General features: G+C 59.4%; 15 protein-coding genes and 1 tRNA gene. 10 read left to right on the forward strand and 6 right to left on the reverse strand.

Going from position 1 to position 17,404, the window contains the following annotated elements:
* The first annotated feature begins 15 nt into the window (after positions 1-15).
* The 3 genes from AB7245_RS22955 (at position 16) to AB7245_RS22965 (ending at position 1,759) form a co-directional block, all read left to right on the forward strand.
* Positions 16-105: transfer RNA gene (locus tag AB7245_RS22955), tRNA-Ser, on the forward strand.
* Positions 106-267: 162 nt separating this feature from the next.
* A complete protein-coding gene (locus AB7245_RS22960) occupies positions 268-1,497 on the forward strand; it encodes a tyrosine-type recombinase/integrase (protein ID WP_439035011.1) in 1,230 nt (409 codons plus the stop codon).
* Between the two features lie 55 nt (positions 1,498-1,552).
* Positions 1,553-1,759, forward strand: a complete 207-nt coding sequence (locus tag AB7245_RS22965) for a hypothetical protein (protein WP_439035012.1) — start codon at positions 1,553-1,555, stop codon at positions 1,757-1,759.
* Between the two features lie 1,228 nt (positions 1,760-2,987).
* On the opposite strand, the gene AB7245_RS22970 is transcribed toward AB7245_RS22965, so the two are convergent.
* Complete coding sequence (locus AB7245_RS22970) at positions 2,988-4,826, reverse strand: ATP-binding protein (protein ID WP_354081234.1); 1,839 nt, start codon at positions 4,824-4,826, stop codon at positions 2,988-2,990.
* 508 nt (positions 4,827-5,334) lie between these two features.
* On the opposite strand from AB7245_RS22970, the gene AB7245_RS22975 reads away from it, so the two are divergent.
* The 3 genes from AB7245_RS22975 to AB7245_RS22985 all read left to right on the forward strand — a co-directional run bounded on the left by AB7245_RS22975 (position 5,335) and on the right by AB7245_RS22985 (position 8,141).
* A complete protein-coding gene (locus tag AB7245_RS22975) occupies positions 5,335-6,369 on the forward strand; it encodes an amino acid ABC transporter substrate-binding protein (protein ID WP_439035013.1) in 1,035 nt (344 codons plus the stop codon).
* A 196-nt stretch (positions 6,370-6,565) separates the two neighbouring features.
* Positions 6,566-7,279, forward strand: a complete 714-nt coding sequence (locus tag AB7245_RS22980; RefSeq protein WP_354081236.1) for a L,D-transpeptidase — start codon at positions 6,566-6,568, stop codon at positions 7,277-7,279.
* Between the two features lie 658 nt (positions 7,280-7,937).
* Positions 7,938-8,141, forward strand: a complete 204-nt coding sequence (locus AB7245_RS22985; RefSeq protein ID WP_354081238.1) for a cold-shock protein — start codon at positions 7,938-7,940, stop codon at positions 8,139-8,141.
* A 146-nt stretch (positions 8,142-8,287) separates the two neighbouring features.
* On the opposite strand, the gene AB7245_RS22990 is transcribed toward AB7245_RS22985, so the two are convergent.
* Together AB7245_RS22990 and AB7245_RS22995 are read right to left on the reverse strand one after the other, a co-directional pair.
* Entirely contained in the window at positions 8,288-8,686 is a 399-nt protein-coding gene (locus tag AB7245_RS22990; RefSeq protein WP_439035014.1) for a hypothetical protein, read from the reverse strand.
* Positions 8,687-8,976: 290 nt separating this feature from the next.
* Entirely contained in the window at positions 8,977-9,354 is a 378-nt protein-coding gene (locus AB7245_RS22995; RefSeq protein WP_439035015.1) for a hypothetical protein, read from the reverse strand.
* A gap of 324 nt (positions 9,355-9,678) precedes the next feature.
* Here AB7245_RS22995 and AB7245_RS23000 point away from each other — a divergent pair, with 324 nt between their 5' ends.
* Complete coding sequence (locus tag AB7245_RS23000; protein ID WP_354081244.1) at positions 9,679-9,933, forward strand: hypothetical protein; 255 nt, start codon at positions 9,679-9,681, stop codon at positions 9,931-9,933.
* A 268-nt stretch (positions 9,934-10,201) separates the two neighbouring features.
* Here AB7245_RS23000 and AB7245_RS23005 read toward each other — a convergent pair whose 3' ends face one another.
* On the reverse strand, positions 10,202-10,378 hold the full coding sequence (locus AB7245_RS23005; protein WP_439035757.1) for a recombinase family protein: 177 nt from the start codon (positions 10,376-10,378) through the stop codon (positions 10,202-10,204).
* 424 nt (positions 10,379-10,802) lie between these two features.
* On the opposite strand from AB7245_RS23005, the gene AB7245_RS23010 reads away from it, so the two are divergent.
* From AB7245_RS23010 to AB7245_RS23020, 3 genes are all read left to right on the forward strand, one after another.
* Positions 10,803-11,234 (forward strand): hypothetical protein, encoded by a 432-nt coding sequence (locus tag AB7245_RS23010; protein WP_354133837.1) that lies wholly within the window; start codon positions 10,803-10,805, stop codon positions 11,232-11,234.
* 227 nt (positions 11,235-11,461) lie between these two features.
* Positions 11,462-11,674 (forward strand): hypothetical protein, encoded by a 213-nt coding sequence (locus AB7245_RS23015; protein WP_354133838.1) that lies wholly within the window; start codon positions 11,462-11,464, stop codon positions 11,672-11,674.
* 336 nt (positions 11,675-12,010) lie between these two features.
* On the forward strand, positions 12,011-13,453 hold the full coding sequence (locus tag AB7245_RS23020) for a DUF1254 domain-containing protein (RefSeq protein WP_354133870.1): 1,443 nt from the start codon (positions 12,011-12,013) through the stop codon (positions 13,451-13,453).
* A gap of 296 nt (positions 13,454-13,749) precedes the next feature.
* Here the strand turns inward: AB7245_RS23020 and AB7245_RS23025 are convergent, their stop codons facing one another.
* Together AB7245_RS23025 and AB7245_RS23030 are read right to left on the reverse strand one after the other, a co-directional pair.
* Complete coding sequence (locus AB7245_RS23025; protein WP_354133839.1) at positions 13,750-15,402, reverse strand: arylsulfatase; 1,653 nt, start codon at positions 15,400-15,402, stop codon at positions 13,750-13,752.
* Between the two features lie 878 nt (positions 15,403-16,280).
* Complete coding sequence (locus tag AB7245_RS23030; protein WP_439035016.1) at positions 16,281-17,273, reverse strand: Gfo/Idh/MocA family protein; 993 nt, start codon at positions 17,271-17,273, stop codon at positions 16,281-16,283.
* Between the last annotated feature and the right edge of the window lie 131 nt (positions 17,274-17,404).

Below are 17,404 nucleotides of genomic sequence, written 5' to 3' on the forward strand. Positions count from 1 at the left end.
GCAATTTCAAGTCTCGGAAGGGTGGCCGAGTGGTTTAAGGCACCGGTCTTGAAAACCGGCGTGCCCGCAAGGGCACCGTGGGTTCGAATCCCACCCCTTCCGCCAGTATATTGTTCTCCTCTGTTCGTAGTCGTTCGAAGTCCACAGCAAAATCAGTGACTTGCGTCGGAGAGCTGTACTTCGCAGTTCGCCGGTGTTCCTTCTAATCGGGTCACTGACCGTGGTTTTTGCCCGTGGGTTCGGAGGACGGTTTTTCCCGGAGGAACGATGGCTGGAAGGCTCAAACCGCTCGACGTACAACGCCAAACCAAGCCCGGCAAATACGCCGATGGCGATGGGCTCTACTTGATCATCGCCGGACCAACATCGAAGAGCTGGTCATACAGATATTGGAAAGACGGCAAGGAGCGCTGGCACGGGCTAGGCTCTCTAAAGGATGTATCGCTAAAGGATGCGCGGCTGGCACGGGATGCGGCGCGGCTGCGCGTGAAAGGCGATCGCACCACCGCTGGCGTGGACATAGTGGAGGAGAGGCGAAAGGCGCGCGAAGAAGCGAGAGCCGTCGAGGCCAAGGTTGTGTTGCCCACGTTCGAGGAATGTGCGGAAGCCTACATCCGGACGAATTGGTCGACCTGGAGCGAGAAGCATCGCGATCAGTGGCCATCCTCCCTCAAGCGCTACGCCTATCCCACCATCGGCAAGCTGACCATCCCAGAGATTAAGCCGAGCCACATCCACGATCTGCTCAAGCCGATCTGGGTGGAGAAGCGCGAGACTGCGAACCGTGTCCGCGGCCGGATCGAAACGGTTGTTGCGAAGAACGTTGATATCGACGATCCAGACTTCCGCAATCCGGCCGAACTGACGAGGCAGTTGCGCGAAAAGCTGCCAAAGCGCCCCAAGCGGGTCGTACGCCATCATCCGGCCTTACCTTACAGCGAGGCGCCGGCGTTTTTGAAGCTCCTTGCCAGTGCGCCCGGAACAGCTGCCGCCATGGTACGCTTCCTAATCTTCACGGCTTGCCGCACCAACGAGGCCATTGAAGGGCATTGGTCCGAGATCGATCGGCCGGGCTCGACTTGGAAAATTCCTAGCGAGCGAATGAAGATGGACCAGGACCACCACGTTCCCTTGACGGATCCCGCGTTGGCAGTTCTCGACGAGATGCGCGATGGCCGCCAGGGCGAACTCATCTTCACCAATCCCGATGGCAGGGCATTCTCCGAGAACGCGATGCTCGCAGTACTTGATCGTCTCGGCTATGGACACGTGACAGTGCACGGCTTCCGGTCGACTTTCGCAACTTGGGCTGAGGAATGCACCGACTATCCGGATGGCGTGCGCGAGGCCGCGTTAGCCCACAAGTACAAGAGCGAGACAACCGCGGCGTATCAGCGAGGGCAAAAGCTGGAAAAGCGAAGAGCACTAATGAAGGATTGGGCCGCATTCCTCACGGGCGCCAACGTAATCCAATTTGGCGACCGCACGGCTGGATGAGGCCGTTGGGCGGATGTCCGGATGGTGACCATCCGGCCAAACGGGAGCACCCATCATGCCCGTCGAGATGTTCACTTACGCCGACTTGGGCGAACGACTCAAAATCTCCCCAGAAGCTGCAAGAGCGCTCGTCAAACGACATCGCTTGCCGCGCTCCCGCTCCAACGATGGCAAGACGCTGGTACAGGTCGACCTTGCGGAAATCAGCCATTCTCCTGTCACGCGCGCACCCCAGCCCCCCGGGCCGGTCACCAGGCGGTGACCGCCCTAAAGGAACACATTGCGACGTTGCAGGCGGATCTTATGGAGATGAAGTCTGTCGCCGGCGGTCACCGGGCGGACTTTGAGAGAGAGTATGACCGCACCAACAAGCTCCTAGCCGAACTGCTTAAGGCAAATATTGAAACTACGGCTGCCCAAGCGAGAGCCGCGCACCTCGAGGGGGCGCTGTCGACGGTAAGGCAGCCTTGGTGGCGGAGGCTTTCACGCTTGTCCCACTGGAAGTCATCGTTTGTCGGAAACGGCCGTTGGCCGGGTAACGCGCTCAAGACCGTAATTCGTAGAGCGAACAAGGAAGATCGAGCGGCTGCGTAGATGACGTAGATCGTAAATGCGAGGCGCAGTCGCTGAATCGCGCTCCGCCCTCCGCTATTGCCCCTTGGAGCAAATACCTGCAGCTAGTTGTTCTTGGCTTCGTACGCACGGATCAGCGCTAGATTCGTCGAAACGCGCTCACTGAGTGAAGATGCCTCTCGTTCGGCATCGTTCCCGCTGACGCCATCGGAATGGCGCCCCGCCTCAAAACTAGCGAACTCCTCGCGATCGCTGTCTACGACCCAACGAAGCCGACCGATTGATTTCCTCGAGCTTTCCACGGCAATGCACCCCGCGTCGGCGGCCCGGCACACTGCCCCCGCCGATAAGTGTGCCGGGCCTAGCCAGTCAACGCTGGTCGAATCCTGACCGGCTACCGTCGATATTGGGGCCGCAATGTGATTTTGGGAATTGTTTGGCTGCAACACTCGTTAGATTTCGCCGAGGTCGTGCGACGCAGCGCAGACCTTCGCCCGACGTGCCGATCCAAATCCAAGCTCCAGTCTGAACGAATGGTCCCATGCATCGGCCACCAACAGGCTAGAATCATGCCTGCAATCTAGCGCGTCGAGGACCTCGGTCGATTTCTAGCGTTGGTACTATCGAAGCGTTCGACTCCCGCTCCATCGCTATTCAGCCCCCTGCCCCAGCGATGGAGCCGGACAGGAGGAGATCGACTCTCTGAGGGCCGGATAAGCCCAACTCACAAGAAGAACGCCGAGTGACCTCGAAGCGCCGCTATCGGTTCCTGCGCCCGACCGCGATCTGCGCAGCCAAGCATGCTCGTCTTGCGCCCGTGGCACTTCTTACGAGCAAATGTGGAGGGTGATGTGCAACTACATTTTACACGGGTCCATATCCCAGCGCATGTGAGGCATTGAACGAGATGGAGGCGATCAAATAGCTGAATCCCTCTTCTTCGTTTCTGCTCGCAAATCTGCTGATCGATCATCATTTATCGCACCCGCTGCGCCGATTGGCCTTTCGTTTCCAGGGGCGACCAGCGGAAGTGTCATAGAGATCGAAGTCCCCTTCCCAAGGGCGGAGGCCAGCGTGATACGACCGCCCAGTTGCTTGGTCACGAGGTTATGGACGATGTGAAGGCCGAGCCCGGTACTGCCCTTCGCCCGCCGCGTGGTGAAGAAAGGATCGAACACGTTTCGCAGGGCGTCCTCCGAAATGCCTATTCCGTCATCAGAAAAAGTAATCTTTACGAAGTCGCTGCCGATGCGGGTTGCCTCAATCAACATGTCGCCGCAAGATCGGTCAGCAAAGCCGTGGGTAACGGCATTGAAGATCAGGTTCGTCAACACCTGACCGTAAGCGCCCGGATAGCTCTCCATGATGATGTCGGAGGGAATATCGAGCGCCAGTGGACTGCGAGGTTTAGGCAGACCGGGAACGACGCTGGCCACGATTTGCTCGGTTGCAATCCTGAGGTCAAAGCTGCGGCGATCTGCTAGATCGCGATCGACGGCAACTTGCTTGAACGCCTGAATCAGCTTGCCAGCGCGCTCCAGATTGGCAACCAGCTGGTTGGCGGCGTCGCGGTTGCTGTCGACAAATTCCGAGAGGGACGAACGGCGCACAGGACCGGAGATTGTTTGATTGGCAAACCTTGAGCAGCGTTGTGCGAGTGTCGAGGCGACCGTCAAGCTGGTACCAACAGGGCTGTTGAGCTCGTGTGCGACCCCCGCAACAAGGCGCCCGAGTGCGGCGAGTTTCTCGGTCTCAATGAGATAGCGCTGGGTTTCGCTGGCGTGCAGCGCCGCTTCGGCAATCCTCCGTTTGTCGCGGATTTCGGCAAACAGTGCCGCCAGAAGCGATGCGCCGATGGTCACGAGCAGAATGCTGACCTGCGCTGCAGCGACGCGCTCGTCTATCGCAAGGGTGGGATTGCCGAAATAGCCAATGCCAAAGGTCGTCGTCCAAACGATTGAAAGACTGACGATGAAAGCCGCAGCTGCGGCAAAAACCGGCCGGCATCGCGCTGCGAGCCATAGCAGCGGCGCAAAAAGGACAGCGACTGGTCCGACGTTTGACAGAAGATCCGAACGCAGGAAAATGGCCAGCGCGCTCACCAGCGCCAACATCGCGACGGTTAAAGCGCCCTCCAGAAGCTCGGCCACGGGCGGCCGGTCCCGCGCAGCTGAGGCGAACTCGATGAGCAATGGCGCAACGACGATGATCCCCAGTGCGTCAGATGCGAACCAATGCTGCCAGGTAACCCATATCGGAGTGGTCGCGCTGTGAAAGAACTTGAATACAACAGCGCCGCCGACGCCGGACACGGCAGTCGCGACGGATGCTGCCCCGACCAATGCAATCACGTTGTGCGGCTTGGCCAACGTGAAGCCGGAACCATGGTAACGGTCGATCAGCCATGCCGCGAGCCCGGCCTCGAAAGCATTACAACAGCCGAAGAGAATGGCACCCCAGAGATTTCGATCGCCAAGCAGGTTGGCCAAAATGGTCGCAACCATCGTGCCGAAGATGACCGGCCATCGCGCGCGGGCCCCCAGAACGATCAGAGCGCCTGCCGACACGCCCGCCGCCGGCCAGAACACTGCCACGCCCTCCGGCTTGGTCAGCAATTCGAGGCTAAGCCGCGCAGCGGTGAAATACGCAATAGCGATAGCAAATGTGAGTGTGATGACGCCTGCCCACTTCGTCGGATCAAACGCGGCGGGCATCGCTCGTTGAATCTTCGTGACTTTTGCCGCGAGGTCGGACATGGGCGGGTCTACCGAAGGTTCCAGATATAATGACGGAACCATCCGCAGGCCTCAAGTGGCCTGAATATGACAAACTCGAGGCAGCGTCCGCTCTCAGCCCATCAGCGAAGTGGCGACACCTAGATTGGGGGCCGCTTGGTGGGGTGGAGCGGACTGACTTTGCTCGCTCTGAGTTCTTCGCATCTTGACCCGGAAGGGACTTCGTCAAGCGAACGCATCCGTTGCAGACGATCTGTACCACGCGTAGCGGCGATCTGGATTTTTCTGCTGCGCAATCGCACTTTACGCGAAACCGACATTGGTCCCACAGGCGGTCAATCGGCTAGATTTTGCTGTGGCTTACGCGATCGGGACAATGGCGGCCTTTTGGCTGATCAAGGGGACCTATGCGTTTTTCGTCTGAAGGCCGCGCCGTTCTGCAGCGTATTGGTAGTCGTTCGGGTTGTGCTAGCCTGCTGAAATCCTTTGGCCGAAAAACGCTGTGGCAACCACTTGTCGTGAGACTGGCATGCCCGACTTCAGGAAGCGCCCCATCATCCTCGCGGCCGTCGTGTTGATGGCTATGATTGTTGCGGGGAGCCATCCCGCCCGCGCGCAGACCCTGAAAACCGTCAAAGAGCGCGGTTCGCTGAATTGCGGTGTCAGCCAGGGACTGCTGGGATTTTCCAGCATGGACGACAAGAGCAACTGGAGCGGTTTCGACGTCGACATATGCCGGGCGGTTGCGGCAGCGATTTTAGGCGATCCCGCCAAGGTGACGTTCACCCCGCTCGATGCAACCTCCCGCTTCGCGGCGCTGCAGTCGGGCAAGATCGATTTGCTGTCGCGCAACTCGACCTGGACGATGTCGCGGGAGAGTTCGCTCGGTCTGATGTTCGCCGGTATCGCCTATTATGACGGTCAGGGCTTTCTGTTGCGGCGGGATACCGGGATCGACACCGCATTGCAGCTAGGAGGCAAGACGGTTTGCACCCAGACCGGCACCACCAGCGAACTGAACCTGACGGACTATTTTCGCACCAAGGACATGGCACTGAAGGTGCTGGCACTCGACACCGCGGAAGAGAGCCGAAAAGCCTATGATGATCGCAAATGCGACGTGCTGACCAGCGACGTGTCGCAACTCTACGCCGAGCGCCTCAAGCTGTCCGCGCCCGACAGCCACATCATCTTGCCGGAGGTGATTTCGAAGGAGCCGCTTGGGCCCGCGGTGCGGCAAGGCGACGACCAGTGGTTCAACTTGGTGAAGTGGACACTCTATGCGGTGATCAATGCCGAGGAATTGGGTGTCAAGTCGGCAACGGTCGACGACGCCGCGAAATCGCAAAATCCCGACATCAGGCGCCTGCTCGGCGGCGAAGGCGAGTTCGGCGAGCAGCTGGGCCTTACAAAAGATTGGGCCGCTCGCGCGGTGCGCGCAGTCGGCAATTACGGCGAAATCTACGAGAGAAATGTTGGAACGCAGTCGAAGCTCAGTATCCCGCGCGGACTGAACGGGCTCTGGACGCAGGGCGGAATTCAGTACGCGCCTCCCGTCAGATAATTCCTTTTGGGGGCCGACCATGGACGTGGATTATTATGCGCTGATCACGAAAGCCGTCGCAGGCAAAGATGCCGCGGCGCGCGACCGGATTTACAAGGACGCCTTTGGACTGATCACGCGATCCCACCTCACGCGCGAGGCCGCGTCGTCGCACGCCGCCGCGCTGGAGGACGCCATCCGGCGGATCGAGGATGACATGGCCGCCGAGGAAGCGAACGCCGCGGCTGAAATCAACGAGGTGTTGTCGACGGGGAGGAACTGGAAGCCGCTCGCCATCGGCGCGGCTGCGCTCGTTGCTGCCATCGCCGCGTCTGCCTTGCTCTACGTCTATGTCGCTATTAAAGGACCGGCCATTGTTGCCAGCAATGCCGCATCGACGCCGCCCAAGGTGCAGCGTGTGCGCGAAGAGGCCGTCATGGCGGATCTCAAGCCTGGCGTCGATGGCGGCTCCACAGGCGAAGGCCTGCCGTTCGCGCTACAGCGACAAGTGGTCTTTTACCGGACCACCGTCGTTCCCGGCTCGATCGTGGTCGACCGCGAAAACCGCTTTCTCTACCTGATCGATAACAACAATTCCGCGCGCCGCTACGGCATCGGGATCGCGCAGGCCTGCCAGAAGGGCGGCAGCTTCTTCCGCATCGCAAACAAGCTGGAATGGCCGGACTGGCAGCCTTCCGCTACGAGTAGCAGGGACACCGAAGCCTTGCAGGCGTCGGCCGGCCGTCCCGGCAGTTTCCTCGGCGCCCGCGCACTGTTGCTCGACAAGCCCGGACTGCTCATCCACGGCACGAATTCGCCGAAGACGATCGGCCATCTCGTCTTTTCCGGATGCATTCGGCTGGTGAACGACGATGTCGAGGATTTGTACCGGCGGGTTTCGCTGGAAACGCGGGTCGTCTTCATCACCTAAACAACTCGCGAGATAGGCAGGAGTCAGGGTGGGCTGGACAACGCCTTACGTCCACACATGGCCGATAGTGTTGCAAAAGTCGAAAATCGAACGGCCCTAAAAACCTCGCGAGAGTAGATCTTTAGACTTCTCCGCTGCCGCGTCGCTATTCAGCTCCGCTACGAAGGTCCGTGGTCGATTTCGGATGAAACGATATGGTCCCTCACGTCGCGCGCGTAAAACGCATCAGCGGCTCTAAGAATTTTCGTTCGTCACCCCAAAAAGACTGTTGCAACACAATCGGCCCTTAGCCGACCGTTTGCCAAGCGCGTGGTCATATCGACTTCTTGGGGCAGACCGGCCCCCATTGAGATTGGGCGCAATCAACGCTTTTGCCCCCCAGTGTCCTATGCCGCTCGACGCCCTTCTTTGGCAGCGAGGTGATGTATCGGCCGGCATCGCGCAATGTGACCAGCTTACGGCCGGCTACCTCAATCGGACTTTCGAACAGCCGCCCCCGCCCCGTTCTGCCATTCAACGCTCTCCTGGCCATTAGATCGTCGGCGGATTAGGGCCCGTCGTTGAGCGCAGCGCTTTCCGGCTCATCATAGCGGGCCCTTTGTTTCGCCAGATTTCTAATTCCATCCTTTCAAGTTTCGAATTAATGGGGAGAATCGACGTGGCTACAGGGACGGTGAAGTGGTTTAACGCGACAAAAGGCTATGGGTTTATTCAACCTGACAAAGGCGGCAAAGACGTATTTGTCCATATCTCGGCCGTTGAGAGGGCCGGCCTGAGCAGCCTCAACGAGGGCGCTAAGGTCAGCTATGAACTAGTCACGGACCGCGGCAAGGAATCCGCCGGAAATCTTCGGGTTGGATAGAGTTTGCGAGGCCCGCCGGTTCACGCTGGCGGGCTACTTCACGATCCGATATTTCTTGGGCGCCTTGCGCCTTGGTGGTGTGTCCGGCGTACGCTGTTTTCCGAGGTCTCAAACAGAGGCAGGAAATAATGTCAGCTACAGAAATCCTAAAGAGGGCATTCACGCTCGCCCTTTATATTGCGGCGACAACGACGACGCTCGCAATCGCCCAAGAAGCGACATTTTCCGAAGGCGAGCGACTTGGCCTTGCAGCTTGTTTGTCCAAATGCCCCGATAACGACAAGGCATGCAACAATCGGTGCATCTCGAATTCTCAAACCAAAGGCCGTGTGTGGGGCGACGATGTGCGCGTTTGCATTAGGGGTTGCCGGGTAGGCACCCAAATGAAAGATCAGATATTTGGTTGTATCACGGGCTGCCGCCTTGATCGGATCGTCCGGTAGAAGCCCAGCGATATTCTCGCCGGCATCGTGCAGCGTCACCAGCTTGCCGCCAGGCACTTTGATCGGATCGTAAAATGGGCGGCCCCAGCCCCGATCTGTCATTCCTTGCGCGTAGCGCTAGGGGCGCTTTGTTGTCCACAGTGACGATCGCGACACACCGCATCGGCGCGACTCGCCGTAGGCTTTTGCCGCGTCCTTCATGGCGCTTTTCCTCCCTTAGACTTGAGCCCGTCGCGAATGGCGGGCTTCCTTCGATAGGAGTTCGACGCGCCTTACCGCAGCGGCCCATCGAAGAACTGGCGCAAGTTGAAAAACCCGGCGAGCGAGGCGGCGCGCCGCGAGGGCGAGAAGGAATGCCGGTAAGGCTGCGGGCCATGCGCCAATTGTTTGAGTCAATGCTGCCGGAAATGTATACGACGCTGCTGGAGAGATGCCGCAAACGATCCTGGGCGCGGGCTGGCTGTGAGATCATTCGAAACCGACTGACACAGCCTGTCAGCCCGACTGCGCCAGGCGTCGCGGTCCTTCTTCACATCTGACAATTCGTTGCGGAGCAGCTTGATAATTTGGGACTGGGTGTCGATCTGCGCCTGTAGCAGAGCCATTTCCGCCCGTTCCCAACCCGCAGCGTCTTGCCCCACTGACAGGTCGGCGGCATGTCCCTCGGCTGCTCCAAAGGCGTATACGCGGTGCAGCAGCAACTCGGCGGTGTCGATCTGGCCGATGTTCAATTCCCCGGATACCGGGTTAGCTTCCTTTAGGCTCAACATGATGGGCCTCGTTTCAGGTCACCCCCATGCAACCTCCCAGACCCGGCTTAACCATTCCTTAACCCTGGACCCACTCCTTCCCGGTTAAGGCGGGGAATCGTTGCCCGGCAATTTCACCGACCGCCCAACGCCAAAATTGCTCCGCCGCGCCAACAGCCTGGCCAGGTTGGTCTTAGGCAAACAGCGGCAGCGGGGTCTGGGCCTGCAAGCGCATGCCCAACATCGAGATCTCCCGCGGGCTCCTCTCCAACAGCCACCCGCCAACCAGCCGCGCTTGGCCAGCTTCGGTGCGAGCGGTGTATCGACCATCACCTATCTGGATTGTTGATCACGGGCTTCACCAGCGCCTATTTGATCAAGCGCGATCCGTTGGCGGATATCAAGCCATCTTTCAAAGACGACACTGATATCGTCCCGCCATCTCCACACGAGCCGACATTTTGCAACTGTAAGAAAGCCGTCAAGCGTGATGTAGAAGCGTATTGGAAGAAGACCCAGCCGATCAGCGTGGACTTGGGCGTGCGTCCGGCTAACGCCGTAAGCAGTAATGCTCAATTCTCGGCCTTCAAAAAACAGTAGGCCATCTGTGGAATGCTTGATCATGTGCCATCCTCAGTCCGTGGCCGCGCTGGCTTTGGCACTTTCAGGAACAGCATGCTGAATCAGCGCTGACGATATCGCTATCTAAGCGTCGCTGATATCGAAAATACGATACACGGTTAAACGGCCATCTTTAGTAAAATGGTCACGGCCTCGCGCGGTGTCGCTTTGCTCATTGCGCGTGCTCGGTGGCAGACGCGAAGCATGCTTCGGTACTAGGCGTTGAGGCCGCCGAGAACGGTCAGGATCAGGCAACCGTGCGCGTTGCTGTTGTTGGCCCAGTGTTCACGCAGCGACCGGAACGACGGGCCTCGCTCATTGTGATCTCCGAAACCAGATTCAACGGATCGCGGATTGATCGCGCCAAGCGATCCATTCGTGCGACCAAGATGACATCGCCCGCAGCGAGCACGGCGATCCTCAGAGCTCTCCGCGTGTAAGACTCCTTCGAATGAAGGCATTCCGTAGTTTATCACCGTAGCAAATTACGCGAGCTGAACGCGCAAAGTAAAATTCCGCTGAGATACCAATATAGTGAGCCGCCAAATGCAGAGGAGTGGATATCCGCTAACGTTAATGGATCGGCCTGCAGGCGCTGTTTTCCGCGCTTACTGTTCGTATGTGCGTCGCAGAGCTACTGCCGTTGGGGCATCAGCGGAGGTGAGCCCTACCCTAGCGAGCCTGCTCAGTCCGCTTCAACCTGGGCCAGGAGCCGACTAGTTGGTAAGATTCGCGTTTGAACTCTCCCGCGCCGTCATTACTGTGACTGGATTGCCAATTGCCTTTCCCGCCGCGCGGATGGTGTCAATGAACAGCTTCGCGGCCGGGTTCAAACCAATCGGACCACCATGTCCTCTAGCTCCAAAGCTAGTATCGCCAAGAAAGCGCGCACGAAGGCTGAGGCGGATTTTGCCACCTGGCTCATGATGGCCAAGCTCGGTGGTTTCGATGACCTGCCGTCCAGCGCCCAAAGCTTTCTGACTAACTATCGAACTCGGCTCGAGACAATGAGCGAGGCCGAGTCCACGGCCCTAGCCGTTCGCGAGGTCTACAGCGCTTATTACAGCGAGATGGGAGGCGTGGGCGCGCCCCCGGAACCAAAGGCTCGCACACCAATGACAGAGGGCAAAGTCGTGCGGCTCAAGAAACGGCCTAATCAGCCCGGTCTATCGGCTGCACTGCATTCGACGAAGCCAATGATCCGAGAACTCCTTCCAGCACTGCTGATTTTCGCGAGCGTGGTGGCTCTGATTGTCGCATATAGATTTCTGGCGCAGTAACACTGCCCGCGGATTGTGGGGACGAAGTGCCGCTCACAGTAACCGCGGACATCGCTGCACTTCGCATTTGTGCCAAAAGCGGAAGTGATCCCGACTCGCGGCGTCGCGAAACGGCGATTGTGCGATACATCGAGAATGGCTCTGTTTAGCTACTTCCCTGCTTAAAGGGAGCGGCCGCCGCGCCGGCCCCTCCCCATTTTGGCTGCGGGGGCGAGCCACGTCCTCGTGTGCCGTCGGAGACGGGCAATGACCATAAGAACCTTTTGCACGCTCGCCGCCGCCATCTTTGCCCTGAGCGCGCTTTTGCAGTTGATCCGGATTGTGATGCGCTGGTCCGTACCTTGAATGGCGTCGATGTACCGTTTCGGGTGAGCTGGATTGCCGTCACCGTGGCGGGCGCGTTGAGCTTCGTCGGTTTCCGCGCCGCCATGCGCAGCTAATTGCTGGCAGAGCCCACCCGGGCCGATCTGTCGCCGGGCAGCGGAGCCACTTCCCTACCGCGGATATCGAGCCGTCGTGCTCTACCGCGACAGCGGCTTAGTGCAATTCGCGTCGGTTGGCATACCTGCATCCATGTCCGGTCTTCCCCGAACAGCCGACGCCGAAGTGATGGGTACGCTTCGACGCTAAGGGCCAACAACGGACCTCCGGGCATGCTTAGGGTTGTCCGATTTTGCATTGTCAACCATCGCGGCAGGTGCGAAACTTCTCAAACAAATCGATCTGCGAGCAGCGCATGCGCGCTTGAGCACAAAGAACTGGAAGGACTGCGGAAAATGTTTACTAAGCGCGATCTTCTTCGTTCGGCCGCCTTGGCTGCCATCACTGCATCGACGGCGAAGTCTGTCCCCGCGCACGCACAGACCAGCGTCGATCGCTCAGGTTTTTTCGAGGCAAAAGACATTGCCGAGGCAGGGTTCGTCTACGGCCTGCCTATCGTGATGAACTATGCCGTCATGCATGAATATGCGATCGATCGGAATTCTGGGCAGTTCAAGGCTCCGTTCAATCAGATCAAGAACGAACCTAACGTCTTCACCTACAAAGATACCGCAATCGTCACGCCGAACAGCGACACACCCTATTCCTTCGTGTGGATGGATTTGCGGGCGGAGCCGGTGGTGCTCTCGGTGCCGGCGATCGATCCGAAGCGCTACTACTCGGTCATGCTATGCGACGGCAATACCTACAATTACGGCTATATAGGCACCCGTGCCACAGGGAGCGAGGCCGGCGACTACATGGTGGTCGGGCCCGACTGGAAGGGCGACACCCCGGCGGGCATCAAGCAGGTGTTTCGTTCGAGCACACAGTTTTCCGTCGCAGGCTATCGCACCCAGCTTTTCGGTCCGGAAGATCTCGACAACGTCAAGAAGGTGCAGGCTGGCTACAAGGTGCAGATGCTATCGGCCTATCTGAAGCAGACGCCGCCGCCGGCCGCGCCAACCATCGACTTCCCCAAGATCGATAAGGAACTCGTGAAGACCAACTTCTTCGATTATCTCGACTTCGCGCTGCAATTCGCGCCGGCGCAGGGCAATGAGAAAGAGATACGCGCCAAGCTAGCACGCATCGGCATTGGGCCTGGCAAGACCTTCAACTTTAAGGACCTCCCTCTGGAGCAGAAACTGGAGATAGGCCTTGGCATGAAGGAAGGCCAGCGGAAAGTCGACGAGGCCGTCGCCAATGTCGGCAAGGCGATCAATGGCTGGCGGGTTAGCGGTCTTCCAGGCGATAGCGCCCACTACAATGGCGACTGGTTGAAGCGTGCCGTCGCCGCTCAGGCCGGCATCTATGGTAATGACCCGGCGGAAGCGACCTATCCATTCACGCGCGTTGACGGCGACGGTCAAACGCTCGACGGCAGCAAGCACAACTACACACTGACTTTCCCGGCCGGAAAACTGCCACCGGTGAATTCGTTCTGGTCGCTGACGATGTATGACGGCAAGTCCCAACTCCTGATCGAAAATCCGATCAACCGCTATCTGATCAACTCGCCGATGCTGCCGAACATGAAAAAGAATGCGGACGGATCACTAACGCTCTACATCCAGAACAAGTCGCCCGGCGCTGGCAAGGAAGCAAACTGGCTGCCGGCGCCGAACGACACGATCTATCTTGTCATGCGGCTCTACTGGCCGAAGACCGAAGCACCTTCGATCTTGCCGCCGGGCGAAGGGACATGGCAGCCGCCCGGCATAAAGCGGATCGCATAGAGCGATACAGAGAGCGGCCAACTAAAGGCTCGAGCACCACGCGGTGGAGAACCCCATTGCCAGTGCGCCGGCTGATTGAACGGATGCAATGTCGCCTTAGGGTCACAAGCGGCGGTCGAAGTGAGCACGGCCCCGCGTCCGATCTGCCGCCGATAGCCGACACTACAATGGTCTCAGCCTTGTTCGGCTAAGGGCCAATTGCTGAAATCGCCGGCTGAGAGAGTCGCGGGAGACTCTTTCGAGCCGCCCGCGAGCATGATCAGACGCCTTGCTAGGCTATCTAGTCTCGCGACGTCCTAATCTCCTTTTGCGCGAGTCCTCTTCATCTGTTCTTTCACCTCCGTCAGAACCTGGGCCAGGCTGTAGGACGCCGGGGACTGCAGCGACGGGTACGGCCCGTAGCTTTCGAGCTCCTGCAGCCACAGCGCCTGGCCAACAGGAATGATGTTCCAGTCGTAGATATAAGCGGTCACCGGTCCGGCGAGTGCGCCGCTCTGACCCATAAGGCTTGACGGCTGGAAACCAACCGAACCCTCGAACGGATCCCGCTTGATGTTGTTGACCAAAGGCCAATGGAAGGTATGGACCCCCAGGAGGCCACCGCTCGCGGCCTCTGATGCCATCGCGAAGTAGATCTTCCAGTTCTTGTAGCGCACTGCCGACGGAACCGGACCTCCGTAGTAGAAGAAGTGATCGCGTGCCGATTTGTCCGACTTGCCGGTCAGATAGTCGAGCTGGTTGACGCCTTGAAGCTTGGTCTTGACGATGCCGGGATACGTGCCCGCCATGATCTGCCTGTTGAGGTCGTTGCCCTTGGCGCCACCGGCGATTTCAACAAAGGTCGGTAACCAGTCGTACGATGCGAAGATGTCGTCCAAGACTGTGCCAGGCTTGATTTGGCCCGGCCAGCGAATGACGCACGGAGCGCGCATGCCGCCCTCCCAGGTGGTCAGCTTGCCACCCTTGAACGGCGTGTTGCCGCCATCGGGGTAGGTGATCACTTCGGCGCCGTTGTCGGTGGTGAAGACTACAATCGTATTGTCGAGCTGGCCCATGTCTTCGAGTTTCTTGATCACATAGCCGATGTTGTCGTCCATCTGCTTCATGCCGGCTTCGTTGACGCCCCAGTCCCTGCCACCGGGCGTCCCTACCATTGCCATGTACTTGTCGGACAGCATGGTGGTGATGTGCATGCGCGCCGGGTTATACCAGACGAAGAACGGCTTGTTGGTCTTCTTCGGGTCGTTGCGGTCGAGAAAGTCGATGACCTTGGCCGAGATTTCCTCATCCGCGGTTTCAGAGCGCTTCAGCGTCATCGGGCCCTCGTCCTTGCACGTCTGGTTCCTCTCGGTGCCGTCGGAAGAGGTACAGGCGATTACCGGCCGCGGCGGCGTCATGCACAGCGTGGTCGCGGGATCCACCGCGCCTGGGACCTCCGCGAGTCCGCGCACCGGCGTGTTCTTGCAAGGCGCAACGATGGCCTGTTCAATCGGAGTCTTGTTGATGTCGGGGAAGCTCACGCCCTGCATCGCATCGAGGTGATAAAGGTAGCCCCAGAACTCCTGGAAGCCGTGTGCCGTCGGCAGCGCTGCCGAGTGGTCGCCAAGATGGTTCTTGCCGAACTCGCCGGTGTTGTAGCCGAGGTCGAGCAGGAACTTGGCCAGCGACGGCGTGCCGGGCTGCAGGAAGGATGGGCTGCCGGGCAGTTGCGGCGGAATCATGCCGGCGCGCAGCGGCGTCATGCCGGTGAAGAAGGCGGTGCGCCCGGCAGTGCAGCTTTGCTCGGCGTAGTAGGTCATGAACTTCGCACCCTCTCGTCCGATGCGGTCGATGTTGGGTGTCTCACCGACCATCAGGCCTTGATGGTAGATCCTCGGCTGCATAATGCCGATGTCGTCGCCCATGATGAAGAGAATGTTTGGTTTCTGCTGCTGTGCCGCAGCGGGCATGCTCGTCAGCCCGGTTATTGACAATGACATAAGTGTCGTTGCTCCGAGGAATGTAGCCGTGACCCGCTTATGCCAACCTGTCTTCTTCCTCGGCGAAACGCTCGCTCCAGCTCGCGGCCTGTTCTTGAGAATGCAGTCAAACATGGTCACTCTCCGGTTGCAGTGCTGTCACGCTTTTTGCCTGACGCACGGAAAGCCAACCTCCAATTCTCGGGAGAGCCCGCTTTTGATTCAGATCAAGCAGGACAACCATCGAATGCGGTTTGCGACCAGGCGTTCGTGCGTACGTCAGTGATGCTGACATTGACGGACAGCTCGTTAGCCTTCTGTTTGCGATTTCATCTTGTCCGGAGGCGGACATGTTTGCCGCGCGCGTCGCGGGAGCCGGGCGGAGGACCGTTCGTCAGACACAAACTGCGGGCGCAACATTGAGATCGATTACGAACGAATCGTCCAGAGTTCGGCCCGACGTCCGGTACGGGTCAAACTGAGAAGAACTCAGTACGAGCATATGATTTCCGCTTTGCCCTCGAACTCGGACATTGCTCGACGCAGTCGGCGGGCTTTTGGGACCACAAACCCATGGTTGGCCCGCGTGCCCGCCCTCCCCACACCGGATTTTCCGCCTAAATCATTTGCCTTGCCGTCACGGCAAATAGCAGGCCCGATTAGGGTAATCGACCGTCTTCTTCGGCTGGTAATTCCATCTCCAACTCCAATGCCCGAGCTTTCACGCGCTCCCGGCGCATCCTGGGTGGACGTTCCGGCGACGCCATTCCTCCGAGCTGCAGTCGAATCTTGCAGAGTTAAAGTACAGCGCAAATGACCAAATCAGCGCCACGATAAAATTCCGAAGGCAACGCGGCCGAACATAACTTTCAGGCGAGCGCGCCCGGCGCGCCATAGCGCTCGGCTAAGACGGCGCGGACGCGATCGATCGCCTCCATCGATCGGACATAGCTGTCGGCGGGCAGCGGGAACGGCTTGCCCTCCTGCAGGGTGGCGCGTACCGCCGTAAGCTGCGCCTCAAAGGTGCTGGGGCCTTCGAGGGTCTCGGTGCGCTCCTTGCCGTCCACGTTGAGCTGCAGCAAATGGCCGAGCTGCGGTGCGAGCGGGTTGGTGACGTCGAGCCGGCCGCGCTCGCCTTCCACGATCAGGCGCACCCGCGCCGGCGTCGCGATCATCGAACCGCGGACCGCCGCACTCACCCCGCTCTTGAACATCAGCTCGGTCGAAAATCGGGCGCCTACGCCCTCCTCGAATTCAAGCTCGGCCTGCGTCACCCGGAAGGCATCGCCGCAGACACGCCGCACCCAGGCGAGCGGGTAGCCGCCGAGATCGCGCAGCACGCCGCCGCCCGACTGCGCGTCCCAGCGGAAATTACCCTCCTTGGCAATGAAGGCGCTGAACTCGGCTTCGACATGGCGGACGGCGCCGATCATGCCGCCTTCGATCACCTCCATCACCCGCGCCCAGAGCCGGTGATGCAGCGAATGCATTCCCTCGAACACCGGCACGCCCGCAGCATGCGCCGCCTCGAACACGCGTTGCGCCTCGTCGGCGTTCATTGCGAACGGCTTTTCGACGAGAACCGGTTTGCCAGCTTCGACCGCGCCCAACGCCTGCTCGGCATGGACGTTCGGCGTGGTGCCGACATAGGCCAGATCGATCGCGGAATCACGAAGCATCTCGGCATAACTCGCATAGACGCGGCCGATGCCATGCTCGGCAGCATAGGCCTCCGCCCGGCCAGGATCGCGCGCGGAAATCGCAACCACTTCGATCCCAGGAAGGACGCGCGCCGGCGCAAGCACCGAGCGAATCGCGATCTTCGATGCGCCGACCAAGCCGACTCGCAACGGGCTCGACATCGAGGTCCCCTCTCCTTTCATATTTCGAATCCTTCGTTACCAGAGTCGGGCCTTCAAAAGGAAAAGCAACGGCTGCGAGCACCTCCGCATCGCTTCGTCACTGACGTGGCCGATCGGGTCCGAGCGGGTGA

This window comes from Bradyrhizobium sp. 604_D8_N2_3 (assembly GCF_051810765.1).
GTDB lineage: Bacteria > Pseudomonadota > Alphaproteobacteria > Rhizobiales > Xanthobacteraceae > Bradyrhizobium > Bradyrhizobium barranii.